This is a genomic window from Chryseobacterium sp. FH1 (genome assembly GCF_000735135.1).
Classification (GTDB): domain Bacteria; phylum Bacteroidota; class Bacteroidia; order Flavobacteriales; family Weeksellaceae; genus Epilithonimonas.
Genome location: NZ_JPLZ01000006.1, coordinates 1432511 through 1457997, shown reverse-complemented (window position 1 = coordinate 1457997; position 25487 = coordinate 1432511). Strand labels below are relative to the sequence as shown.

At 36.0% G+C, this 25487-nt stretch carries 25 protein-coding genes and 1 tRNA gene; 11 read left to right on the top strand and 15 right to left on the bottom strand.

Going from position 1 to position 25487, the window contains the following annotated elements; genetic code table 11:
• Positions 1-10: 10 nt before the first annotated feature.
• From IO90_RS13540 to IO90_RS13515, 6 genes are all read right to left on the bottom strand, one after another.
• Entirely contained in the window at positions 11-3091 is a 3081-nt protein-coding gene (locus tag IO90_RS13540; RefSeq protein ID WP_034967546.1) for a sacsin N-terminal ATP-binding-like domain-containing protein, read from the bottom strand.
• A gap of 125 nt (positions 3092-3216) precedes the next feature.
• Entirely contained in the window at positions 3217-4971 is a 1755-nt protein-coding gene (locus IO90_RS13535; RefSeq protein WP_034967543.1) for an ATP-binding protein, read from the bottom strand.
• 23 nt (positions 4972-4994) lie between these two features.
• Positions 4995-6260, bottom strand: coding sequence for a restriction endonuclease subunit S (locus IO90_RS13530; RefSeq protein ID WP_034967540.1), 1266 nt, complete (start codon positions 6258-6260; stop codon positions 4995-4997).
• 3 nt (positions 6261-6263) lie between these two features.
• Positions 6264-8633, bottom strand: coding sequence for a class I SAM-dependent DNA methyltransferase (locus tag IO90_RS13525; RefSeq protein ID WP_034967536.1), 2370 nt, complete (start codon positions 8631-8633; stop codon positions 6264-6266).
• A gap of 63 nt (positions 8634-8696) precedes the next feature.
• Positions 8697-8951, bottom strand: a complete 255-nt coding sequence (locus IO90_RS13520; RefSeq protein ID WP_034967532.1) for a hypothetical protein — start codon at positions 8949-8951, stop codon at positions 8697-8699.
• A 309-nt stretch (positions 8952-9260) separates the two neighbouring features.
• Complete coding sequence (locus IO90_RS13515) at positions 9261-9557, bottom strand: hypothetical protein (RefSeq protein WP_131450885.1); 297 nt, start codon at positions 9555-9557, stop codon at positions 9261-9263.
• 304 nt (positions 9558-9861) lie between these two features.
• On the opposite strand from IO90_RS13515, the gene IO90_RS13510 reads away from it, so the two are divergent.
• Positions 9862-10371 (top strand): helix-turn-helix domain-containing protein, encoded by a 510-nt coding sequence (locus tag IO90_RS13510; protein ID WP_081871822.1) that lies wholly within the window; start codon positions 9862-9864, stop codon positions 10369-10371.
• A gap of 174 nt (positions 10372-10545) precedes the next feature.
• On the opposite strand, the gene IO90_RS13505 is transcribed toward IO90_RS13510, so the two are convergent.
• The 7 genes from IO90_RS13505 to IO90_RS13470 form a co-directional block, all read right to left on the bottom strand.
• Positions 10546-10619, bottom strand: a tRNA-Ile gene (locus tag IO90_RS13505).
• A 63-nt stretch (positions 10620-10682) separates the two neighbouring features.
• Positions 10683-11081, bottom strand: coding sequence for a methylmalonyl-CoA epimerase (gene mce, locus IO90_RS13500; RefSeq protein ID WP_034967528.1), 399 nt, complete (start codon positions 11079-11081; stop codon positions 10683-10685).
• 402 nt (positions 11082-11483) lie between these two features.
• Complete coding sequence (gene tpiA, locus IO90_RS13490) at positions 11484-12245, bottom strand: triose-phosphate isomerase (protein ID WP_034967523.1); 762 nt, start codon at positions 12243-12245, stop codon at positions 11484-11486.
• Between the two features lie 7 nt (positions 12246-12252).
• A complete protein-coding gene (locus tag IO90_RS13485) occupies positions 12253-12603 on the bottom strand; it encodes a TerB family tellurite resistance protein (protein WP_034967521.1) in 351 nt (116 codons plus the stop codon).
• On the bottom strand, positions 12603-13241 hold the full coding sequence (locus IO90_RS13480) for a hypothetical protein (RefSeq protein ID WP_051878685.1): 639 nt from the start codon (positions 13239-13241) through the stop codon (positions 12603-12605). The genes IO90_RS13485 and IO90_RS13480 overlap by 1 nt, the downstream gene beginning before the upstream one ends.
• A 23-nt stretch (positions 13242-13264) precedes the next feature.
• Positions 13265-14335 carry a BT_3928 family protein gene (locus tag IO90_RS13475; protein WP_034967518.1) on the bottom strand — a complete coding sequence of 357 codons (1071 nt, stop codon included), beginning with the start codon at positions 14333-14335 and terminating at the stop codon, positions 13265-13267.
• 41 nt (positions 14336-14376) lie between these two features.
• Positions 14377-14913: a DUF1599 domain-containing protein gene (locus IO90_RS13470; protein ID WP_034967516.1), complete on the bottom strand. Its 537-nt coding sequence runs from the start codon at positions 14911-14913 to the stop codon at positions 14377-14379.
• Positions 14914-15089: 176 nt separating this feature from the next.
• On the opposite strand from IO90_RS13470, the gene IO90_RS13465 reads away from it, so the two are divergent.
• From IO90_RS13465 to rplI, 7 genes are all read left to right on the top strand, one after another.
• A complete protein-coding gene (locus tag IO90_RS13465; RefSeq protein WP_034967513.1) occupies positions 15090-16157 on the top strand; it encodes a DUF2891 domain-containing protein in 1068 nt (355 codons plus the stop codon).
• Positions 16158-16481: 324 nt separating this feature from the next.
• The gene (gene folP, locus IO90_RS13460) at positions 16482-17315 is read left to right on the top strand and encodes a dihydropteroate synthase (protein ID WP_034967511.1); all 834 of its coding nucleotides are present in this window, start codon (positions 16482-16484) and stop codon (positions 17313-17315) included.
• A 2-nt stretch (positions 17316-17317) separates the two neighbouring features.
• The gene (locus IO90_RS13455) at positions 17318-18667 is read left to right on the top strand and encodes a chloride channel protein (RefSeq protein WP_034967508.1); all 1350 of its coding nucleotides are present in this window, start codon (positions 17318-17320) and stop codon (positions 18665-18667) included.
• Positions 18668-18774: 107 nt separating this feature from the next.
• Complete coding sequence (locus tag IO90_RS13450; protein ID WP_034967506.1) at positions 18775-20403, top strand: GEVED domain-containing protein; 1629 nt, start codon at positions 18775-18777, stop codon at positions 20401-20403.
• 201 nt (positions 20404-20604) lie between these two features.
• On the top strand, positions 20605-20946 hold the full coding sequence (gene rpsF, locus IO90_RS13445) for a 30S ribosomal protein S6 (RefSeq protein WP_028122361.1): 342 nt from the start codon (positions 20605-20607) through the stop codon (positions 20944-20946).
• 27 nt (positions 20947-20973) lie between these two features.
• On the top strand, positions 20974-21276 hold the full coding sequence (rpsR, locus tag IO90_RS13440) for a 30S ribosomal protein S18 (protein ID WP_028122362.1): 303 nt from the start codon (positions 20974-20976) through the stop codon (positions 21274-21276).
• A gap of 131 nt (positions 21277-21407) precedes the next feature.
• Positions 21408-21926, top strand: a complete 519-nt coding sequence (gene rplI / locus IO90_RS13435; protein ID WP_034967502.1) for a 50S ribosomal protein L9 — start codon at positions 21408-21410, stop codon at positions 21924-21926.
• 72 nt (positions 21927-21998) lie between these two features.
• Here rplI and IO90_RS13430 read toward each other — a convergent pair whose 3' ends face one another.
• Positions 21999-22547, bottom strand: coding sequence for a thioredoxin family protein (locus IO90_RS13430; RefSeq protein WP_034967499.1), 549 nt, complete (start codon positions 22545-22547; stop codon positions 21999-22001).
• An 87-nt stretch (positions 22548-22634) separates the two neighbouring features.
• Between IO90_RS13430 and IO90_RS13425 the strand changes: the two genes are divergently transcribed.
• The 3 genes from IO90_RS13425 to IO90_RS13415 are packed head-to-tail and all read left to right on the top strand — an operon-like array spanning position 22635 to position 25050.
• Positions 22635-23513 carry a lysophospholipid acyltransferase family protein gene (locus IO90_RS13425; RefSeq protein WP_034967496.1) on the top strand — a complete coding sequence of 293 codons (879 nt, stop codon included), beginning with the start codon at positions 22635-22637 and terminating at the stop codon, positions 23511-23513.
• A complete protein-coding gene (locus IO90_RS13420) occupies positions 23514-24488 on the top strand; it encodes a glycosyltransferase family 2 protein (RefSeq protein WP_034967493.1) in 975 nt (324 codons plus the stop codon).
• A 7-nt stretch (positions 24489-24495) separates the two neighbouring features.
• The gene (locus IO90_RS13415) at positions 24496-25050 is read left to right on the top strand and encodes a 3'-5' exonuclease (protein ID WP_034967491.1); all 555 of its coding nucleotides are present in this window, start codon (positions 24496-24498) and stop codon (positions 25048-25050) included.
• Positions 25051-25076: 26 nt separating this feature from the next.
• On the opposite strand, the gene apaG is transcribed toward IO90_RS13415, so the two are convergent.
• Positions 25077-25460: a Co2+/Mg2+ efflux protein ApaG gene (gene apaG / locus IO90_RS13410; protein WP_034967488.1), complete on the bottom strand. Its 384-nt coding sequence runs from the start codon at positions 25458-25460 to the stop codon at positions 25077-25079.
• Positions 25461-25487 lie beyond the last annotated feature (27 nt).

The following is a 25487-nucleotide window of genomic DNA, read 5'->3' as shown; positions in this document are numbered from 1 at the left end:
TACTAAATATTTAAGCCTTAATCATAATTTCTTTAAGGTCACCAATAAATTTTTCGAACGACATACCATTTGTTTCAATTCTCTTCTGAGGTATGTGACCTCTAAATTCTATTAACTTAGTTTTTTCAGGAATCTTTTCAGATTCTTCATTCTCTTTAATTAATTTTTCAAAACCATCTCCTAAGTCTACGTTTACCTTTACATCATCTGCTAAATCTATAAAAGAAATAGTTTCAATATCTATTTTGTTTTTAGATTTGTAATTAGCAACATTCACAGTTATTACAGCGTAATTTTCTTTATTAAGAGAGCAACATTCTACTTGTCTTTTACTTAAAGCAACTATTCCCTCTATATCCCATCTTGATTTAACTTCAATATAGTATATAGGTCTACCTGACTTGTATATTATAAAATCTTGCCCATTTTGTTCTTCAACACTTTTTAATTTCTCATCCGATGTTGATTCTATGATTTTTATAGTATCTCTCAATGAAGAATTCAATTCACTTTCAATTATATTTTGGATTCTTAATCCAACTTCATTTATGTATATTAAATGATTTGATTTTCTAGCCTCCTCTTTTTGTTTCTCTTTACCTGCACGGATTAAATCACTAAGATTATCAATTTTTGCAAGTTCTCCTAACAAATTAATCTTTTCAGGTTTAACAGAAAGAATACTAAATAAACTTTGTCTTGTACTTTCATCCTGAAATTTATACATTAGAATTTCTTCCTTTACTGCATTTATTTCCCTTAACCAACTCCCCCAAGTATCTTGATTTGAGGAAATTTTTTCAATTAATCTAATTACAGTTTCCAAAATATCTTTATCTACAGGAATAAATTTTCTTTCGCTATTAAGCTTTTGTTCTATTTGATTCCCTAATTCAGAACCTGACACAAAACTACTGTGCTGAAGAAAACCTTCAAAGCCTTCAAGCACTAAGTCATTGCGAATATCTCCTCCTAAAATTTTGTTCCATTCATCCTTGAAATCTTCGTCTTTTACACTATCTTTCTTTAAAACAGACTGCGACTTCAAACAAAAATTTTGATTTGGAATACACTCCATTTTATGCAAAAGCTCCTCTTTAAGATTTGTGTTAGTATACATTATCCCGATGATTTCTTTTAAATCATCAATATTAGATTTAATGTCATTTTTGACAATATTTTTGATATATATATTTGCGAGTAACTTAATCGCTGGTTGATAATTTACTTCAACAGTTGGCGAAGATAATCCCTCAAACATTGTTGAAAAATTATATATCTTATTGTAAAATGAATAAAGGTCAATATTTAACTGCGTATTTCTATTTAATCCAATGAATTTATTTAGAAACTTTGTCAGGTATATATATCTGATTCCCTTTGAAGAGAGGGAAACTTTTTCTTTTTCCAGATTATCTAATAACTCATTACAAAATTTGCTAAAATCTTCTTTAAACTTTTCTCTTGTATAGATATTTACATTATTAATAAACTCAAAATCTTGATGAATATATTTTTCGCTAACTGATGCATTTATATTATCCATCACATCTATAAGTAAATCTTCTTTATTATCCCATTTTACAAGACTTTCAAGCGTTTTGAAATCGCCGTGAATATTAGGAATAAGAGCAACTTTATTAAGAATAGTAATATCTGTACTAATCTGATTTACAAATTCTTTATAAGATTTTTTATCATTTAAAAATGCATAATTTCCTCCTCCTTCATTTTCGATAATTTCGGCGAGATCATTTAATGATATAGTATCGAAATTCTTATTTGCATTTTCGTTCCAAGTATTTATGTATTCACTAAGAAAACAATACGTTTCATAAGGTGGTATTTTACGAAATTGCTTTAATAATTGGAATACTTCTTTTTTTGCATATTCTTCTAACAATAAAATCGACTTGTCAAAGAACTGTAAATCACTAAGAGCATATTTTTCAGTGTCAAATTCAATACGTTTGAGATCCTTAATATTTTCAATGAAATCACTTTTCAATTCTTTCTCAAAACTAGAATCAGAAGCGTTGAATGAAATTTTAGCCATATCTACAATTGATATATCTTCATCTTCATTAATCCTTTTTAGCGCTAATTTAAATGCTATCTGTAATAAGTTTTCATTTGCCTCAACATCGATTTTTAATTCCTCATTTTCCTTTATTTTGTGTAAATAATCTCTTTCTCTATTGGGTTTAAAATCATTAGCGTGAATAATAAAGTTATAACCTGCATTGCCAGTTTCCATTAGAGGATAAAACAAAAATTGTTTAGGAATCTCATCGATTACACGTTCTTCACTTGCCAGCACTACCACAATCTTATTTTCTTTGTCTTTTAGTACTGGTATTTTTATTGGTTGGTCGTTTATCTTAATCGAAACCTCTGTATCAGAAGTCTCATCTCTTTCATATTTTAATGAAATATTATCATAAGTAAGATTAACTTGCGAAAGTTTATCATTAAAACAAAATATGTAGGGTAATACTGTTTCAACATATTGAAGCATAGAGTCAATATGTTCTTTACTTTTAGCAGATGCTTTATATTCAAAAGAAGTATAACATAAGCAAGTTTTTTCTGCTAATTCTATATCATCACAGAGCATTTCTATTTTATCATCTTGCGCAATAAGTTTATCTGTAAGTTCATCTATACTGAAAGCATCACGGTCAATCTCAAAATCATTTAACAATCTATAGCTATTATCATCTGTTAATAAAGAGCCATTGACCAATATTTTTTTTCCATAAATATGAGTGCTCAAAAAACCTGTTCCGTACTGACCAAGTTGCTCACTATTGTCTCCGTAAGATTTTCCCACGCTGTATTGATTTATCAGCCCTCCAAATTCATCATCTGTAAACGATCTGCCATTATGCTTAAACAATAAACCATTATCTGTTTTTGCAATTTCAATAATTCCATTTTCCTTTACGGTGTCTAACGCATTTTGAAATAATTCCCAGATTGCTCTTTTCTCAGCATATTGGGGAACAATTTCCCTTATCCCAGTAAAAATCTTATTTGCCGAAGATTCAAAGAATCCTCTTTTTCGCTTATCTCCGTAAGATGCACACATTCAATTTTTGTTTTCTTAGTTATTAATTTTAGTTTTTTTACTTTCTCAACTCACGCTCTTTTTCCCAGTAACCACATCATTACTAATATCATTCTCCAATGTAGAAGATTGTTTAAATTTTTCCACTACTCACTTTTCAATTCCTTCAGCAACCAATCCAACTGCGTTCTCGCAGTAGAAATTAAATCAGAATAGCTTATCATCTTAACATCATCTCTTTCATTGTGTGATGAGATAGCCGAGTTAACCTTTCCGCCAATGATAATGATTTGGATATTTTTACTATGAATTACAGAGTTCAAGTCGTCACGATATTTTAAAGCTTGACTTTCAGCATCTCTGCCAATAGTAGCAGAAGGTTTTTTAAACTCAATTAGCAAATGCCTTCTAAGAATATCTTCTCCTAAAAATAAATCTGGTCTTTTGTCTGCTCTTTTACCAGTAAATTTCTTCCCAAGCATATCTTGTACAGCAATCTTCAGGGTTTTATTAGAAAACATCAGAGTATATTCATTTCCAAATACCCATAAGTTGTTCTCCAAAGCTTTATGTATTGTAGCTTCTAAAGTTTTAGGATTATTATTTAATAGGTCCAATTCGTCCAGAAACTTTAATCTACTTGTAGCTTGACTAGTCATTACAGCCATTTCAACAAAACCAAACTCTGATAAGGCATCTGCTATCTTTTCGATGTCTCCATCTTTTGAATTTTCTATATTCTGAACAACATTCCAGTAATAGTCTTTTTCCAAAGCATCAACCATTACCGAAATTATTACATTCACTTTCTCCTCTGGTTCTCCATAAAACTTTTCTAAGACCTTATGCAATGACTTCTCTGCAAATTGCCGTTTGTATTCTGGTAGCTTCTGTAATTCACGATTAATTTTTTGCTGATGTCTTTGTTTGGCTAAATGCATATCAGTTTTAAAAACTTCGGTAAATGAAGTGTGTAATTCTTCCTTTACTTCTTTCTTAATACTTTCATTCAGTTTGCTATTCTCAATAATTCCTCCCCAATCCGCGGTTACAAAATCTTCCAACTCATCGCAGATTATCTCACCAACAAGTCTTTTCTTTAATTTATCAGGTACCAATTCATCTTCCTTTAAGAAATTTTCCGGTCGTCCAACTATTTTACCACCTACTCGATAAATAAGACCATCATACGGAACAGGCTTATCTGTAATTGTATAAACTACTTGCGCAACACTGCCATTTTCCAACGGCAATTCTTTTGTAATAGTTTTGCCCTGAAAATCCTGTACTCCTAGTTTTTCTCCATTTACAAATATGTTCAAGTCCGAAACTCTACCATAGTCCCAAACCAAGATTTGTTTTAATTTATCTGGATTAGGATAATTAAAATTCTGATTGAGTCCAATTAAAGTTATTGTTGTACCATGTTCTTCTTTCGAACAGTCAGTTACGGTAATAGGTAGATTTACTTTTTCTAAATCATATTTCTCTCTTGCAAGTTCATCTTTCGAAATAGAAACAGTTGTTTGTTTTCCGCCTGCTTTTGTAGTTACATTCATTACAGCAGCAACCATTAATCCTGAAAACTTACCAATACCTTTTCTACCTTTAACCTTTCTGCCCTTAAGCAATGTCTTTTCGCCTTTCCTTGATAGTCGGCTGCTTGCAATCTTCAGATATTCTGTTCTGAGTTCTTGTTCTTTCATACCTGTACCATCATCAACAATAGTTATGACGGCATCGTTAGTTAGAACTTCGGGCAAAGTAATCCATATATTATCGGCATCGGCGTCGTATGAATTATCAACCAATTCTTTTGTGGCATCTTCAGTTGATTTGTAAGTTTCTCCTAACAGTTCAGCTAACTTTGGGTCAACTTGAAAATTGGCGTTTTTTGACATATTGTTTGTGTTTGATTTATTTTTTAGCTCACCTTCACTTTCCCCGTCACCACATTATCTATCAGCACCGTTTTATACTCTTTCAGCTTTTCTATTTCCTGTTGCTTCAGCAAAATGGCTTTGGCGATTTTTTCTTCTATTGCTTTTAAGTAGGTAACGATTTGGATTTGTTCTGGATTTGGTGGATTTGGAATTGAAATTTTATTAATAAAATCAGCGCTTGCTCTTGGCATTTTTGCTCCATAAGTTGAAGAATCTACTAATTTTATAAATACATCTGAAAGTAAAACCCTTTGATAGAATGAAGCATTAGAACTTTTATAAACCAAAAATTCTGTAGAGCAAATTCCATCAAATTCACTGAGATAAACTTTAGCTAAATAGGGTCTCAGCTTTCCAAATAGAATATCATCTTTGTAAAAAACATTTGCTAAGCCTTCAACTTGAGAATCTGTAGGTACATACTTGCCAGTTTGCGATTCAATATTTTCCATTCCTACATAAATCTTGTCTGTTGACTTACTTTCTATCTTTTCATTTCGCATAGTAAGCACATACTTCAACTTCCTCACCTCCCAATGCTTCGGAATCTCCCCAATCCAATCCACACCGCTGTCTTTGAGTGGCACGGTATCATCCAGACCTTTGGTAACAGCTTTTTGGATGAGGATTTGTCGGCGTTCTTTAAGCAGTTCTATTTCTTTCTGCTTGTTGGCAATCGTTTGGTCTATTTTAGCGGTCTTGTCATCGAGAAAGGTGGCAATGGTTTGCTGTTCGGAAATTGGTGGAATTGCAATTATAAAATTCTTGATATCGTCTGGTGAAATATGAGGAACCATTGGATCGGTTTTTGTCAATTCAACCCAATACAAAAAACTTCTATTTACTATATTAATATATAGAAAATTAGCATTCAATGTGAATTTTGTCCTTAATCTCGCTACACGTTGGAGGAGTAAAATTGGTAAATCATCAACTGAAACTTTGCAAAAATTCTTACCTACTTTAGATCCATCCATCGCTACTAAGACGTCGTTTTCTTTAAGTAAGTAATTTTCTAAATGGTTTTCAATTGCTGGCCAAAACCTCGTGTCATCCCAATTAAATACACCTTCTTTTACATTAATACCCCTCGCTAATTTTATTCCCTCATAAGAGTATTTTTCACTTTTAAACGGAAATCCTGTTATAAAATAGATATGGTTTTTTAATCGCGAAACTTCCCAATGCTCAGGAATTTCCCCAATCCAATCCACACCGCTGTCTTTGTGTTTTTCGTATCGCTGCATCGCCTAAAAATTTAAGATTTCAGCCAGCAATCCGTCGCCTTCCTTTTCCAGCGCCAAAATATCTTCGGTCACTTCCTCCAGACTGCGCAATGGGGCAGGTTGGTAAAAATATTTATTGAAGCTCAGCTCATATCCAATCTTTACAGAGTCCAAAGCAATCCAGCTTTCTTCGGCATAAGGTTTTACTTCCCTTAAAAAGTAATCCTGTATGTTTTCTTTCAATGGGATGCTTTCGCTGTCGCGCAAATCACTTTCGGTTTCATAAAGTATATATTCACCTTTTCCGGTGGCTGAGGGACTCGACGCCACGGGGAAATAACCATAATAAGGCAGGTCTTTTTCTTTACAGCCTAAAAATTCCAGCAAATCTGCCAGTTTCTGACCATTCAGTTTTTCTGTTTTTTTCACCACTTTATCGGCTTCTTCATCATACCAGCTCACGGTATCCAGAATTTGTTTTTTCTCCGAAGCAGACAGTTTGGTTTTGTCGAGTTTTAAAACTTCATCCACCTTGCTTCCAAACTCATTAAAGTTGTTATAAACTTCCGTCCCCAAAACTTCCATCAGGCGAACCGCCGTTTGGTACAGGGCATCCTGTTTTTCCCAGCTTTCTTTTTTCAGAAATGCAGACAGCTGTTTTGCATTGATGTTGAGGTCCTGCTTTTCGGCAAGGTCTTCAATTTCTTTTTTATGTTTTTCCAAACCTGCATATACTTCCATTCCGTATTTCTCATAAAGTTCTTTGGAAAATACAGGTTGTGTCTTATCCCATTTCAAGGCTTCAATTTTCTCTTGAGTAAACTGAGATTTCAAACGTTTTGGCCTTTCGATATTGACTTTGTAATAGCCAAAATCAGCATTCTCAAAAACCTTGCTTCCGATATTTCCGGTATCTTTTTTATCCAGTGTTGAAAGCTCTAAATAACAGTTCAGAATTTCCTGAATATGCTGTTTCGTCAGTTCACAGTTTTTATTACCCAGATTTTTTCTGAGTTTCTGATACATTTCACTGGCATCAATCAACTGTACTTTCCCTTTACGATTAGCGGGTTTGTTGTTGCTCAGAATCCAGATATAGGTGGTAATGCCTGTGTTGTAAAAAATATTGTTCGGCAACTGGATAATCACATCCAGCAAATCGTTTTCAATAATATAGCGTCTTATATTACTTTCGCCACCGCCTGCATCACCGGTGAACAGACTCGAGCCATTGTGTACCGAGGCAATACGGCTTCCGATGGTATTTTTGTTGGTAATGGCTTTCACTTTATCCACCATTTCCATCAGGAACAGCAATTGTCCGTCGGAAGAACGTGGCACTGCATCGGCATCTTCTTCTTCGCCCCAGTAATTTTTCAGTTTAATGAGAAAACGGTTGTCGATAACATCTTTTCCGTCTTTGATGTATTTCTGTTCACTCGCCCAGCTCTTTCCATACGGAGGATTCGACAACATAAAGTCGAACTTCGTTCCGGCAAATTCATCGGTAGAAAGTGTAGAACCCACTTTGATATGTTCTGGGTCTTTGCCCTTAATCATCATATCCGATTTGCAGATGGCGTATGTTTCGTCATTCACTTCCTTCCCAAAAAGATATACGGAAGTATTGGTCGCTTTGATTTCGCCGTCTTCATCGGTAATGAAAAGCTCAGATTCTGTCAGCATTCCACCTGTTCCGCAGGCAGGGTCATAAATGGTAATCACCGATGGAATTTTATCTTTGATCGGGTCAAAAACCATATGCGTCATCAGGTCGATAACCTCTCGTGGCGTGTAGTGTTCTCCAGCTTCCTCGTTATTTTCTTCATTAAATTTCCGAATCAGTTCCTCAAAAACATAACCCATTCCCAGATTGGTCAGCGCAGGAATTTTTCTTCCGGCAGTATCCAGTTTTTCAAAAGGCGTCAAATTAATATCAGGTGATGTGAATTTCTCCAGAACATCCAGCAACACATCTTTGTTCGCCATATGTTTGATTTGCGCCCGAAGCTTGAACATCTCAATAATTTCCTGCACATTGGCACTGAAACCATTCAGATAATCTTCAAAATTCCCCAGCAAAATCTGCTGGCTGTTGGTTGCCGAACCGTGGAGGCTTTGCAGCGTCCATTCGCTGGTGTTGTAAAAAACATACTTGGAAGCAGCAGTCATCCCTTTGTCATCCCATTCGGTAAATTTCATTGTCTCCCTCTGGAAAACGACTTCCTCTAAAACATGTTGTTTGGTAGGTTCCAGCAAAGCATCCAGTCTTCGCAAAACAACCATTGGCAGGATAACATCCCTATATTTTCCTCTTACATAGACGTCTCTCAGACAGTCATCGGCAATACTCCAGATAAAGGAAACGAGTTTATTGTGTACAGCGTGGTTCATTTATTTTAATTTGTAGGTATCTCCAATAGTAATATTGGAAATACAAGATATAATTTATTAAGTTTATTTTTGAGAATCTTTCCACATTCCCACCCACTCTTCGAAATAAGCGTGCAGAGAATCAGAACTGTCAAAGTAATATTTGACAGGTTCATTCGGGAAAGAATGAAGTGTGGTCTCATCCGTATCAGGATCGGTAAAAGGAATGATAAGGTTGTTTAATTCAAAAACAAGATTTCCGCCTTGTTGCAAATATTCTATAAAAATAGATTTTACCGTGCTGAGCTCGATGGCAAGGCTTCCGTTGTAAGTAATCATGAAGTGAATAGTTTTTCAAATCCAAATATAACCAAAAACCAATCTAATGCATTACGGTTTTCCTCATTTTGCTTTAAAAAAGACAAAATAATGAAAGACAAATTAACATTGAAAGCTAAATATAGCTCTAAGCCTGTAGAAAGCATTTGAAAACTATATAGGAAGCCCATGCAGGGCCCCAATGAAATACTTAGCGAGCCTATACAAAGCCTATAGAAATAACTTCAAATTTTTAATACATCGTATTTAATTATATCCATTGAGTTTCCTACTAGGTTACATTGGAAAACGGAAAAAATTCAAAAATCACTAATTCACAAACTCACTCTCGATCCCGGCCTCTTTCAGTTGCTTCTGCAACTCCCGGATGTAAGCGATCACTTTCGTATCGCTTTCGGAAACGAGGGTCATTCGGGCAGAGTACATACTGGTACGATTGGATTTTCCATTTTTCAGGTCGATGCGCATTGTGCCACTGTAGCCACCCATTCTGTAATTGGTTTTGACAGATCGGAACACCACTTTATCAATTTCCTGAATCTTGTATTTCCTAAAGAATAAACTGTTGATAATAAGATGATCATCTTTGATGAGAAATGGATGCACTTTGACATTGCGCATAAGAAAAGAGCTGACATACACCAATACTATCGCACCGAAAAATCATCCGTACTATGTGTACCACTCGTTGCTATTTTCGGTCTCGGCTTTCAGGATGGTTTCTCCCTCTGCCTCGATAATCTTGTTGTTTCTGCTTAAATTTCTGATGGCGAGACTACGAGTGATGAAGTATCAGACCTGAAGAAGGAAAACGCTCGTTTGAAAGAGATCGTAGCTGACCTGGTCGTTCGCTATGACATTGTAAAAAAAGTTTAGAAAGGCTGGATTAATCGATAAATACAGGAAATATATGAGATTATCAGCAGCCGAGAAATACGAGATCATTCAAACGGTGACCAGGAGTGAAATCGGTGTGAAGCGAACCTTGGAAAGTTTTGGAATCGCCAGAAGTAGTTTTTACAAATGGTATCAAAGCTACCTCGAATACGGCTATGATGGTCTGGAAATTACGAAAAGAACAAACCATAGGCAATGGAACAGCATTCCTGAAAGACATGAAGATCTGATGGTAGAGATCGCTTTGGAACACACCGAATTATCTACAAGGGAACTTACCTACAAAATTACCGATGAGCAAGGTGTTTTTATTTCAGAATCCACCGTTTACCGTATTTTGAAGCAAAGAGACTTAATCCCGGCACCGAATCATTTTCTTCTTTCAGCAGCAAATGAGTTCAAAGACATAACGGAATTTGTGCATCAAATGTGGCAGACAGATTTTACCTATTTCAAGATCATTGGCTGGGGATGGTACTATCTGAGCACGATTTTGGACGACTATAATGTAGTAGAGCAATGAATAGATTATTTATATCAGTACCAACATTGTCCGAAGAAAATCAAGAAATATTAAGACCTTTATTTTAAACTATAAGACTCTAATTAATCTTATTTAACAAAATTATCCTGCCCCTAATCACTCCCCTATAAAAAAATAAACCCTTGAATATAAACATATTCAAGGGTTTTATTGTGGTCCCACCTGGGCTCGAACCAGGGACAACCTGATTATGAGTCAGGGACTCTAACCAGCTGAGCTATAGGACCGCATAAAATTGGTTAGATTTTGTGTTTGCAAAAATAGCAAAATTTCTTTATCTACAAAACGTTTTACGGTTTTTCTTGACACAATTCTATCAAGACACCGTTGGTCGATTTTGGGTGTAGGAAGACAACTAATTTGTTATCAGCACCTTGTTTGGGTTCTTCGGAGATGAAAATGAAGCCTTCTTTTTTTAATCTTTCTACTTCGGTCTGGATATTTTCTACACCGAAGGCAATATGATGGATTCCTTCCCCTTTTTTGTCGAGGAATTTGGCGATTGGACTTTCGGGGTTTGATGCTTCCAGAAGTTCTATTTTGCTTTCGCCAAGTTCATAAAAAGAGGTGGTAACGCCTTCTCTTTCTACAGATTCCTTTTTGTAATTTGATTTTCCCAAAAGTCGGGCAAACAAATCATCTGAATCTGAGAGAGACTTCACAGCGATGCCGAGGTGTTCTATTTTCATATTGTCTTAATTTTAAAAATAGTAAGGAGATAAATTTTTGAGATGCTGAAGCTGAATAAAAAAAATTAACGCAAAGTTCGCTAAGATTTTTTTTAAATTAATTGAAAACATTTTTAAGGCTCGCAAAGGCGCTGAAGCTCAGCAAAGAAAAACAATAATGGTTCAATTAATAAATATCTGAATGCTAACTTTTGGATGACAAAACTTGTTTGGATGACAAAACCCTTAGCCCCGATAGTAGTGGAAATCCTTTTTTGCTTTGATTTCACTTTCTTTCGGATGACCAAATGTGGTGCAAAAAAGATTGCAACGGATAGCGGGATCAAGCTCCTAAAAAAAACTTTGTCAAATCGGATAAACTTTGGCTACGCCCAATCTTCGATTTGACAAAGTAAGTTTTATTTATGAATTGAATCCTTCTATGATTTTTGTGAAATCTTCGATTTTTAGCGCTGCGCCTCCAATCAAACCGCCGTCTACGTCGGGTTGGGAGAAGATTTCTTTGGCGTTGTCTGGCTTCACACTTCCGCCGTACAGGATGGAAACTTCGTCCGCAACTTCTTTGCCGTACTTGTCAGCAATCAGGCTTCTGATGTAGGCATGGACTTCCTGCGCTTGCTCTGCAGTGGCTGTTTCTCCGGTTCCGATGGCCCAAACAGGTTCGTAGGCAATCACGACTTTTTTGATTTCCTCTGCGGACAAAGTGAAAAGTGCGGTTTCGGTCTGATTTTTTACGACTTCGAAATGTCTTCCGGATTTTCTCTCCTCCAACTTTTCGCCATTGCAATAGACTGGCGTCAAACCTTTGTCCAAAAGGGCTTTCACTTTTCTGTTCGCGTGGCTATCGGTCTCGCCGTGGAAAGTTCTTCTCTCGGAGTGCGACACCAAACTTCCGTCTGCATCGATAGATGCCAACATATCCACAGAAATCTCGCCTGTGTACGCGCCACTCGCGTATTCTGAAACGTCTTGAGCGTACACGCCCACTTCCCCATTTTTGAATACTTCTTTAGCAGAAGCCAGATACAACGCTGGCGGAGCGATGAAAACCTCGCAGTTGGTGGTGTTGTTTTTTTTGTATTCTAAAAGCTGAGCCATCAATTCTTGTGCTTCAGCGTAGGTTTTGTTCATTTTCCAGTTTCCTGCGACAATGTTCTTTCTCATTTTGATATTATTTTAAATTCCAAAGGTTTTTCAGTAGGATGTAAAATTTGTGCTCGTCGTCGCTCACTTTGTTATCGGCTTTGATGAGGGATTTTGCGAATTGGATGAAGTCTTTTCTTTCTTGCTCGGTAGAATCTTCTTCGAAACATTTGGCGTGGAACTCGAAGTGGTCTTGCCATTGGTCAGACGTCAATTGCGCGATGATTTCCAACTCGTCGTCCAAATTGAGACGGAAAGGAAATTCCTCGGTCATATATTCCTGAACTTTGAGCCCTTCTTCCGGTTTTATGATTCCATCGACTGCGGACAAAATCATCAGTAAGTGATAGCCAGCGATTGGTTTGTTTGATTTTCTCATTATATAATATAAAATTTTTCTGTAGTGTAAAAAATAGTATCGATGAAGTATAGAATTCCCTCGTTGCTCAATACATTTTCGTCGTGCAAGTCTTCAAAAATCAATCTTAATTCTTCATTCAAGTAATCGTTATTTCTAATATTACGAAAGTTATTGAATTCCAAAAAGTCCTTGACCTGATTTAGATTTACAGTTTCCGTGGCTTTGATAAATCTCTGTTTTACCACTGAGAATATTTTTTCATCAATTATCTTAAAACCCAAAAATTCATATTCTGTGGACTTAAAAAAGTAATTATGTATCAATAGACTTTCAAAGTAATCTTGCCAACATTCATAAAAAATAGCGTCATTCAATTTAATGACATATTCATCATTTAGTCTGTAAACCTTTTGCTCAGCTCCTTCTGCAATATAGTTATCCTCCGAAATATCTTGGTTGTAATGAAGACTTTCAGTTTCTATAATTTTTTTTAAATAGATTTCTTCTTCACTTTTGAGAGGCTTTTTGTATGAAGAGAATTTGCCTGACTTTGCATTTGTTCTAAGGATACTTTGGACTGTTTTGACAAGGTTTTGATTGCCATCTTGTCCATCTCTTGTAATGATATTTTGTAATTCATTTTTAATATTTTTCATTCAGCATTTCAAATTTAAGATTATTAATCCAAATAATCTTTTGCGCCCAATTTTTCGACCACTTTTCCTTTCTCCAAAATCAAGATGAAAGGATTGCTTCTGGCGATGGTTTTGATGGCAATCTCGTCCATCATATAATTTGGAACTTGCTTGTAGAAATCAGGTTGTGTGCTTACGCCGATTACTTTTGCTTTTTCTGACAACGCTTTCGTTTCAGTTTTTTTGACCAATTCTGCGTCGGCTTCTTTTGGTTTATAAGTGAAAATGATGATGACTTTTGGCTCTTTCAGGATTTCGTCTGTGATGTTATTTCCGTTTGTATCCTCGATTTTAAATTTCGAAATTTCGGATTCGTAGCCTTTTTTCACGATTTCGGAAGTGGTTTTTCCTTCCTCGATTTGCCAAGTCGTATCTTTCCAATATTCTTTATTGATATATTCGTCTTGGTCAACTTTTTTGACCTCGTTGGTTTTTGAATTTTTTAATGAATAAAAAGTCTTGTATTCCGAAGGATTTTTATTGATTTTATCTTTCTCCGAAGCCAAATCCGTCCCAATTGCATAAGCCCGGAAATCAATCATCGGTTCGTGGAAAAGTCCGCGGTACATCACGAAAAACATTACCAAAACGAAAACGCCCAACAACGGTAATTTTCCAAATCTCACGACATCATCTTCTTCTCTTTTTCTATAGAGAACTGCCAAGATTATCAATAAAACCAAAAGCGTAATATCTTTCCAAAACGATTGCCAAGGCGTGAATTTCAAAGCGTCCCCGAAACATCCACAATCTGTAACGACATCAAAGTATGCGGAATAGAACGTCAGAAACCCAAAGAAAACACAGAGTGCAATCAAGGCATAAATGGTTTCTTTAAGCTTGATTTTCATTAATAACATAAACCCTAAAACCAGCTCCAGCAAAACCACGATGATTGAAAATACCAAAGCATATTTCTCCAAAAACGGCAAGTCAAAAACGATGGGCGAAAAATATTCTTCCAGTTTGAAAGAAAATCCCTTGAGGTCCACCGCTTTCACAAATCCGGAAGCGATGAATATAAGTGCGACAATGTAGCGTAAAACTGCTTTCATAAGTGATGAATGATAATTTATAAATGATTAAAAAAAATCTCTTAATTTTTGAACTTAATCAAACAGAACACTGCATAGTTGAGCATATCGAAGTAGTTCGCATCCAAACCTTCGGAAACCAAAGTTGCACCGTTGTTGTCCTCAATTTGTTTGGTTCTAAGCACTTTTTGATAAATCAAATCGGTGATGGATGAGATTCTCATTTCGCGCCAAGCTTCACCGTAATCGTGGTTTTTGCGTTCCATCAAGTCCTTTGCTTTTTGAGCGTAGGAATTGTAAAGTGCCATTGTTTCTTCTGGATTGGCATTCAGTTCATCAGAAAAACCTTTCTCTAATTGAATCAATCCGATGATGGAATAATTGATGATGGCGATAAATTCGTCTTCCTCACTTTCGTCCACCATTTTCACGTCGGTCATCTGCAAAGTACGGATTCTATTGACTTTGATATAAATCTGGTCGGTAATAGAACTTGGGCGAAGAACGCGCCACGCGGTTCCATAATCCTTCATTTTTTTCTGAAATAAGTCCCTGCAAACCGTGATAACGTCGTCAAACTGGGCGGAAGTATTGTGCATAAATCTGTCTAATTGGTCAAAGATACAAATTTTGTTGTTTTCAATTTTTGATTGTCAACCGGAAAAATTAACTATTTTTATGATTCCAAATTTTCCTTAATAAAATCGCCATATTTTGAAACATCAAAAAAATTTTTAGCGATTGAAAATGAACATCAAACAATTAAATCCAACTAATGAAAATAGCCATTTCAATTTTTCTAATGTCTTCACTTTTTGTCAACGCTCAACAAAAATCGGAACTGACAGCAGAAATGGCAAACAAGCTGGCATCGATGCCTCTGAAATGCATCAACCAAGAATATCCGAACAAGACCGCGCACGTCATCAATTCTGAAAAAGATGCAGTCCTGACGCCGAAAGAATTGCACCCGAGTTTTTACGGCTGTTTCGATTGGCACAGCTCTGTGCACGGACATTGGATGTTGGTTCGATTATTAAGGACTGAACAAAATTTGGAAAACAAAGACCAAATCATCTCCATTTTAGAAGCATCATTTTCATCAGAAAAAATTAAAGAAGAAGCAAAATACTTCACAAAATATCAAGTTGCGCAGAATTTTGAACGAACTTACGGCTGGGCTTGGATTCTCAAACTGGATGAGGAATTGGCAAAATGGAATCATCCAAAAGCTAAAATCTGGCATCAGAATTTGAAACCTTTGACAGATGAAATCCTAAGACTTTGGAAAGTTTATTTACCAAAACAAACCTACCCAAACAGAACTGGCGTTCATCCAAATACCGCATTTGCAATGTGTTTCGCCATCGATTGGGCGAGAGAAACGGGCGATAAAATCTTCGAGAAAGAATTGTCTGAAAAAGCCAAAGTTTTCTACTTGAACAACACAAAAACGCCAGCTTACTTGGAGCCTGACGGAAGTGATTTCTTCTCGCCAAGTCTGGAAATTGCAGAATTGATGAGCAGAATTTTGCCACAAAAAGAATTTGAAAAATGGCTGAATAATTTCTACGAAAAAAGAAGTTTGGAAAATATCGAACAAATTCCCATCATCAGTGATTTGAGCGATTATCAAACCGTTCATCTGGTTGGCTTGTCGTTTTCGAAAGCTTGGGCAATGAAAAATATTGCGAACGCTTTGCCAGAAGGAGATAAGCTTAGAAAGAGATTTGAAATTACGCGGGAAAAATTCATTGAGAATTCGCTTCCGATTATTTTTCAAGGAAATTATGGTGGCGACCATTGGTTGGCGAGTTTTGCGGTTTATGCGATGACCAATTAATGAAAACTTCTGGCTTACTTTAAATGTTAAAACCACAATAGACACATAGAAAAATGATGATTATTCAATTAAAAAAGATAACATAGCAATAAAACTATTTTGTCTTAAAGCTTGTTTAAATTTCATCAAAATTATTTCCCCGACCCGAAAGGGAGTAATTTTGATGAAATTTTTAAGGCGTTTTTACACCCTGTAGGGTTGGGGAAAAGAAAAACTTTTTAAAAATTTATTTTTGAATTATTTTTAAAGGCTATTAAATTCATCTAAAAAACTATGTTCCTATGTGGTTAAATTACTATCAAATATTTTCATTCAAATTTTAAAATGAACTTTTCCGTTACCAATTCTAAAAACGATAATTCTTTTTCAATCAATTTCAATGGCAGATTGGTTGATTTGTCGAAGCCAAAATTAATGGGGATTCTGAATCTCACGCCCGATTCTTTTTCGGATGGCGGGAAATTTAATAATGAAAAGAATGCGCTGAAGCAAGCAGAAAATCTCTTGGAAAACGGAGCTAGCATTATCGATATTGGCGCACAATCCACAAGACCAAATGCAGAATATTTGAAGGCTGATGAGGAAATCCAAAGAATTGGAAATGTGATTTCATTAATCAAAAAAGAATTTCCGGAAAGTTTGATTTCGCTGGACACTTTTTATGCAGACGTTGTGAAATTTGGTTTTGATGAAGGAATCGATTTGGTGAATGACATTTCGGCGGGACAATTTGATTCTGAACTTTTGAATGTGGTTTCGAAAACGGGTTTACCTTATATATTGATGCACATCAATCCGAGTTATGAATCGATGCACAAGAAAATGAAGTTTGATGATATTATTTTGTCAATCAATCGATTTTTCTCAGAGAAATTATTAGAATTAAATCAAAAAGGAATCAAAGACATCATCCTCGACCCAGGTTTCGGATTTGGAAAAACGGTTGAAGACCAATACAAGATGATAGATGAATTTGAATACATCGGTTTTGGAAAATATCCTATTCTTGCAGGAATCTCGAAGAAGTCATTTATCTACAAACCACTGGGGAAACAACCCAATGCAGTTGAAAAAGAAACTTTAGATCTACATTTGAAATTAATAGAAAAAGGCGCGAAGGTCATCCGTCTGCACAATCCAGAAACTTTGAAACTCTGAGTATGAAAAGATTATTCCGATACGCCAGAACCATCCTCAAAAAATCTTTTGACAATATCAGAAATGAACGTTTGAAAGAGAATCTCCTGCAAGCTGTTCCGTTTTGGATCGGCTCCATCATTACGGGAATCATCGCAGTTTTGTACGCTCAGATTTTTGCTTTTGGAGAACATACACTCCACAAGATTTTGAACTGGAATTTGTGGATGATTTTCATTATTGCGCCAGCTGGTTTCGTGCTTTCTTGGTGGCTTGTAAAAAAATATGCACCATTCGCAAAAGGAAGCGGAATCCCGCAAGTGATGGCTTCCGTAGAACTTGCCAATCCGAAAGACAATCATTTGATCCACAAATTATTAAGTTTTAGGATCATTATCATAAAAATTCTCTCCAGTTTCGTTTTGGTTTCAAGTGGAGGCGCGATTGGACGAGAAGGACCAACGATTCAAATCGCAGGTTCCATCTTCCGAAAAGTCTATGAATTCTTACCCGCTTGGTGGCCAAAAATATCAAAGAAAAATATGATTTTGACAGGTGCTGCGGCTGGACTTTCTGCGGCTTTCAACACGCCACTTGGAGGGATTGTTTTCGCAGTGGAAGAATTGTCGAAGACGCACATCAACTATTTCAAAACGGCATTGTTTACGGCGGTAATCATTGCTGGACTTACGGCACAATCTTTTGCTGGATCTTATTTATATCTTGGCTATCCAAAAACGAGCGATGTGACTTTGTGGATTATGTTCCCGATTGTTTTCACTTCTGGCATTTGTGGAATCCTGAGCAGTCAGCTTTCTGTGGCAATGTTGAAAATCAATCGATTAAAAAAGAAATTAAAAACCGATTTTTCCAATGTTGTATTTCTTGTAATCTGCGGACTCATCGTTGCTACAATTGCCTATTTCATCAATAGAGATATCTTGGGTTCTGGAAAAGACATTATAGAGAGAGTTCTGTTTACAGAAAATAAAACAGAAGCTTGGTACGTCCCGATTCTCAGAATGTTGGGTCCCGCTTTGGCCTTTACTTCTGGTGGTGCAGGTGGGATTTTTGCACCAGCTCTTTCTACTGGTGCTTCTATCGGAAGTGTTTTCGCGAACGTTATGAATCTCACAGATAATGAAACGAATGTTTTGATCTTGGCAGGGATGGTAGCCTTTCTTACAGGAATTACACGAGCGCCTTTTACATCTGCGATTCTAGTTTTGGAGATGACGGACAGACATTCATTGATATTTCATTTGATGTTGGCCGGAATGATGTCGTCAATTTTTTCTGTCCTAGTGAGCCGTCATTCCTTATACGAAGTGCTTAAGATTAATTTCATTAATGACATTAGAAATGAAAAATAATTCTTCATTAGCTATATTTTTAAACTTTTAAATGTTAAAATAACAATAAATTAACATTTGTTAAGTTTTTTTTCATAATTTTGAAATGAATCAAAAAATTTACTATTATGAAAAGAAATCTACTACGATTTGCATTTCTGACTATACCGCTAATTGGTTATGGACAGATTGCACAATTAAAACAAGAAGCAGAAGCATTAAAAGTTAAATTTTCCAATCGAAAAATCAAAGCGAACGACACAACTTTAAATGGCAGAAAGGTCAGCACGACAGCAAGTGATTCCAAATCAAGCCTTGCTACTTACTGCACAGTTTCATTGGATTGTACTGACGGAGATGTCATAACCAATGTTACATTCGCAGGTATAAACAACAATTCCGCGTGCGGAACGAATGGATACAGTGATTACACTACCACAACTCCAGGACAATTGTTGGGTGGACAAACATACCCGATTTCAGTTACAGTTGGAGACGGATGGTACGAGAGGGTCTCAGCTTGGATTGATTATAACAATGATGGCACTTTTGACAGCAGCGAGTATCTAGGGGAAATAGGTAACGGAGGAACCGGCGTTACCGTAACAGATGACATTAGCATCCCCGCTAATGTTGATACTGGTAATTACAGATTACGTATCCAAGTATTAGCAGCTGGAAGTAACAATCCTGCATCTACTGATCCTTGCACAGATGATCCTGAAACTTATGGTGAATATGAAGATTACACTGTTACCATAACAAAACCAACTGCCTGTACAGGCGCACCTACCATAGAATCGGTATCATCGTCACTATCTAGCATTTGTACAGGACAGAGCTTTGTCCTTTCAGCTACTGCCACACCTAGCTCCGCATATTCGTATCAATGGCAATCTTCCACAGATAATAACACATGGAGCAACCTGGGAAGCGCACAAGGCACACCTTCCTACACAGTCACCTCCCAGACTGTGAGTACTTATTATAGAATAATTGTAACTTGTTCGGAAACATCTCAAAGTACAACTTCCAATGCAATTACAGTAACGCAGAACGCTCCAACGCAATGCTATTGCTCAGCCGGTGCCACTTCTACAGGCTTTGAAAAAATATCAAACGTTACATTTTCAAATATTAATCAAAGCTCAACCTCTACGGCAGGATACGAAGATTTCACATCCGTAGTTGGAAATGCAACAGCTGGATCAAGCTATCCATTAACGGTTACAGGTAACTCTAGTTCATACTACAACGATCAGGTGATAGTTTGGGTAGATTTAAACCAAGATGGAGATTTCAATGATGCCGGCGAACAATTATATACATCTGCTGTGAAAACTACACCATGGACAGGAACAATCACTATTCCTTCTACTGCAAGTATTGGAACAACTAGAATGCGTGTACGCTTGCATGATAGTGCTTTCGGAGCCAATTCGACATCTTGTGGAACCAGTACATACGGCCAGGTTGAAGATTACACATTGAACATTGGAGTTCTTGCAGTATCAGAAACAGCTAAAAACAACATCAAATCTTATCCAAACCCAGTTAAAGATATCTTTAACATCGAGGCTCCAGGTAAAATCAAATCTGTAAAAGTTTATGACGTTGCTGGTAAGCAAATCTTAACCAAAGATCTGAATGATATGAAATCGCAAATCAATTTTAGCAGATTTGGCGCTGGTGTTTACGTTGTGACAACTTTATTGGAAGATGGAACTTCTACTTCTACAAAAGTAATCAAGAAATAATCTTTCTTAAATATCAAATCTTTAAGTCCCGTCAGTCATATGGCGGGATTTTTCATTTACATTAACTAAAAGATAATCATCATAATTTACAGTCTTGATTCTATTTATAATTAATAATAATCTTATATCAAATAAACTATTTGTAATTTGAAAAATATTTGTACTTTTGCAACTCGAATTTTTAATTAATAAATTAACATTATGAACAATTACGAAACTGTTTTCATTTTAACTCCCGTTCTATCTGATGCTCAGGTGGAGGAAGCAGTGAAAAAATTTGAAGATCTATTGACTTCAAACAATTGCGAAATCGTTGCCAAAGAAAATTGGGGACTTAAGAAATTAGCTTATCCTATTCAATTGAAAAAGAATGGTTTTTACACACTGATCGAATTCAAAGGAGAAGGAACTGTAGTTGCAGATCTTGAAACTGCTTTCAAACGTGATGAGAGAGTGATCCGTTATTTAACGACTAAACTTGACAAACACGCTATCGATTATGCAGTAACAAGAAGAAGCAAAATCAAATCTGCTAAAGCTTAATTATTAACCTTTTAAAATTTTAAAATCATGGCAATAGATGATATGGCAAAACAAGCCTCTGCTGGAGGTGAATCTGAAGTAAAATTTCTTACTCCACTTGATATCAACACAAAAACTGATAAAAAGTACTGTAGATTCAAAAAATTCGGAATTAAGCACGTAGATTACAAAGATGCTGACTTCCTTTTACAATTCGTAAACGAACAAGGTAAGATCTTACCAAGAAGATACACAGGAACTTCTCTTAAATATCAAAGAAAAGTATCTGCAGCTATCAAAAGAGCAAGACACCTTTCTTTAATGCCTTACGTAGCAGATCTTTTGAAATAAGACAAAAAATAAAATAAAGGAAGTAGGTTCGCCTGCTTCTTTTGTTGCTGAATTAATATTAAATTCTAACGAAGTGATGAGAAACCCGGATTTAAAAACCGGAACTCGGATCTCTAAAACGGACAACAACAATGGAAATTATCCTAAAACAAGACGTAGAGAACTTAGGACTTGAGTTCGATACAGTAAACGTAAAACCAGGTTACGCTCGTAACTTTTTACTACCTCAAGGTTTTGCTTTATTAGCAACGCCTAAAAACAAAGCAGCTCTAGAAGCTACTTTGGAATCTAGAAAAGAAGAAGAAGCTAAATTGGTAGCTACTGCAAATGCTGTAGTAGATCAATTGAAGAAAACATCTGTAACTATCCCTGCAAAAGTAGGAACTGGAGACAGACTATTCGGTTCTATCAACAATGCAGATCTTGTTGCAGCTTTGGAAAAAGCTGGTGTAAGCGTTGATAAAAAATATATCAAAATCCCTGGAAACACAATCAAAAGAACTGGTACAGTGACTGCATTGATCAGACTTCACAGAAATGTAGAGTACAACTTTGATTTCAACATCGTCTCTGACGCTCCAGTAGAAGCTCCAAAACCAGCCGCTCCAAAAGCTAAAGTTGAAGAGGAAACTCCTTCTGAAGAAGCTTAATTAGATTTTAAAAATCATAAAAAAAAACCATCCCGATGTTTTCGAGATGGTTTTTTTTGTGAAATGTACTTCCTATGATTTTTTCGGTTTCCAAGTATTGAAAAACTCTTTCACTTTCTCAATACTGTAGCCACTTCCCTCTTCCAAGACCGCACTATCCTGCGTATGGATTTGTTTTCCATTCTCATCCAAAATGATGAAAACCGGATAACCAAACTTCTCTCCAGGATTGCCATAACTTGTAAATACTTTCTCATTTTTATTTTCTGGCGACCAGTTCAAGTGGTAGTAAACAAAATTATTATCAACTAATTTTTTAAGTTCCGGCGTTTGTTGCACATAGTTGTTGAATCTCAAACACCAGATGCACCAGTTTCCTCCAGCCTGGATCACTACATTTTTATGTTCTTTCTTAGCAAGCGCAACTGCTTCTTTAATTTCTAATGTTGCATTCGCTTCCGGATGATACGGTTTGGGCAACTTAGCTACTTCTTCTCTCGCCGCTTTCTTTTTCGCTTCCATTTGCTCTTTGGTAAGTGGCGTTTCCGTAGTCTGTGCGTTTGAAACAGAAAAAGAGACCAAACTACCAACCAAAACTGATTTGATAATTGATTTTTTCATTATTTTATTTAAATATTGATTTTTACTACCCCAAATTTAAGCAATTATCCAGCCATTTTTCAGTATATTTGCCAATAAACACATAGTTTGAATCAATTTCTATTCAATATATTATTATTAGTTTCAAAATTACCACTGAAGATATTATACATATTTTCAGATATTTTGTTTTTCATTACTTATTATATTGTTGGCTATAGAAAAAAAGAAGTTTTAGGAAATCTTAAAAACTCTTTTCCTGAAAAGTCAGACGAGGAAATCAATAAGATCTCCAAAAAGTTTTTTGCAAACTTCTGCGATTATCTTGCAGAGATGCTAAAAGCTTTTACCATCAGCAATGTAGAATCCAGAGTGAGAATGCAACACTTGAACCAAGACCTTTTCCACGAAGCGAAAGCCGAAGGGAAAAACGTGATTCTTCTGTCTGGTCACGTTTTCAATTGGGAATGGTTCAACGCTTTGAAAACAATTGTTCCTCAGGAAAACTCACATCCTGTTTACAGAAGAATGAGTAACAAATTTTGGGAACAAAAAATAAAAACCATTAGAAACAGATTCAACAACCAGTCTCTGGAAGCTAATGATGTCATTAAACATATTTTCCGGAATCCTAATGACGGAAATTCTATTTATATGTTCGTAGCAGACCAAACGCCTCACGTTTCCAATGTCAACTATGGACTTAAGTTTTTGAATCAGAAAACACCGGCTTTCATTGGCTATGATAAATTGTCCACCAGAATGGATATGGCTTTTATCTATTGTGAGATGAAGAAAGTGAAACGTGGTTACTATCAAGTGAACTACCACAGGATCTATCCCGATGGAGAGAAGTTTGTGGAGCACGAGGTAGTGAAAAAATTCCATAAACTATTGGAAAATACCATCAACAAAAGACCAGATAATTGGCTTTGGTCACACAGAAGATGGAAGTACCAAGACGCAATCAAAACCTACGAAGAATAGATGACTCTCGCAATTGCAATCCTAAATTGGAACGGAAAAAAATGGCTGGAAAAGTTCCTCCCATCTGTCATTCTACATTCCAAAGAAGCCGAGATTTATGTGATCGACAATGCTTCGACCGACGACTCTATTCCATTTTTAAAATCAAATTTCCCATCAGTCAAAATCATTCAAAACGAGAGCAACTCTGGTTTTGCAATGGGTTATAACCAAGGACTGAAATCCATTAAAGCAGACATCTATTGTTTACTGAATTCCGATGTGGAAGTGACCGAGAATTGGATTGCTCCAATTTTAAGATTATTCTCGCAAGATCAAAATATCGCAGCGATCCAACCGAAGATTCTGGATTACAATCAGAAAGACAAATTCGAATTTGCTGGTGCTGGTGGCGGATTGATAGACAATCTCGGTTATCCGTATTGCCGAGGAAGAGTTTTTGAAAATATAGAATTTGATAACGGACAATATGACGACGAGACCGAAATCTTTTGGGCATCTGGCTGTTCCTTATTTATCCGTTCCGAGGATTTTTGGAAAATGAATGGTTTTGATGAAAGATTCTTTGCACATCAAGAAGAAATCGATCTTTGCTGGAGACTTAAAAATGAAGGTAAGAAGATTTATTACACCGGAAAATCCAAAGTTTATCACGTTGGTGGTGGCACGTTGAAAAAGGAAAATCCAGAGAAAACCTATCTCAATTTCAGGAATAATCTGTCAATGATGTTGAAGAATCTTCCAGCTTCGAAAGCATTCTTCACCTTGTTTTTCAGACTTCATCTTGATGGTTACGCGGCGTTTTACTTGGCTTACAAAAATGGATGGCGATTTCTTTTGGCAGTCCTCAAAGCGCACGTTTATTTTTACATCCAACTTCCAAAGTCAATTCAATTGAGACAGAAACATCAGATCGATCCTTATTATCAAACAAAATGGCTGATGTTCAAACATTTTTTAGGACCAAAAAAATAATTAAAGAATGAACTTCATTGCCTTAGATTTCGAAACCGCTACTCACGAAAAAAACTCAGCTTGCGAGCTGGGAATTTGCATCGTGGAAGATGGCGTGATCAAAGAAACCAAATCTTGGCTCATCAAACCGCCTTCTTATCCATATTTCAATTATCACAATGTCGCGGTTCACGGCATCAACCCGGAAGATGTGAGGCACGCTCCTACTTTTGGTGATATTTGGTATGAAATAGAAAATCTGATGTACGGAAATCTAATGATTGCTCACAACGCCTCATTCGATGCCAATGTTTTGCGTGGTTGTCTGGATCATTATGGATTTTTTACGCCAAAGATTAATTATCTGTGCAGCATTGGCGTTGCAAAAAAAGCTTGGAAAGATTTGAAAAGTTATGGACTGAAAAGCTTGGCAGAACAGCATCAGATCAACTTCAATCACCACAGGGCAGACGCTGATGCGGAAGTTTGTGCTAAGATTTCACTTTTAAGTTTCGAAAGGTTGATGATTTCGAGAAATGATGAAATTAACCAAGTGTTTAACAAGAAGATCAAGTTTCTGTAAAATTAATTTTAACTTTTCTAATTTAATTAATTACTCAAAACCTCTGTCAACAAATGGAATTTCGGAATCTTCACATTAAAAGTTTCGCCTTCTGCATTTTCGAAAATGTAATAGCCTTCCATATTCCCAACACCAGATTTCAAGATCACATTAGAAAAATAACTGAATTTTTCGCCACCTTGTAATACTGGAGTCAGACCAATTACACCTGCACCTTCCACTTCCGTAAATCCAAATCCCAAATCGTAAATCATCCATTTTCTGGAAAGTAGTTTTACAGGGAAATCGCCAAGATTGTCGATTTCAATATTATATCGAAAAACAAATCTATTTTCCGAAGGATAACTGTTGAAATTATCATATTCAGTGGTTACACTTACTTTGATTTCGGACGTATTATGAGAAGCCATTTCTATTAGATTTAATTTTGTTTAACA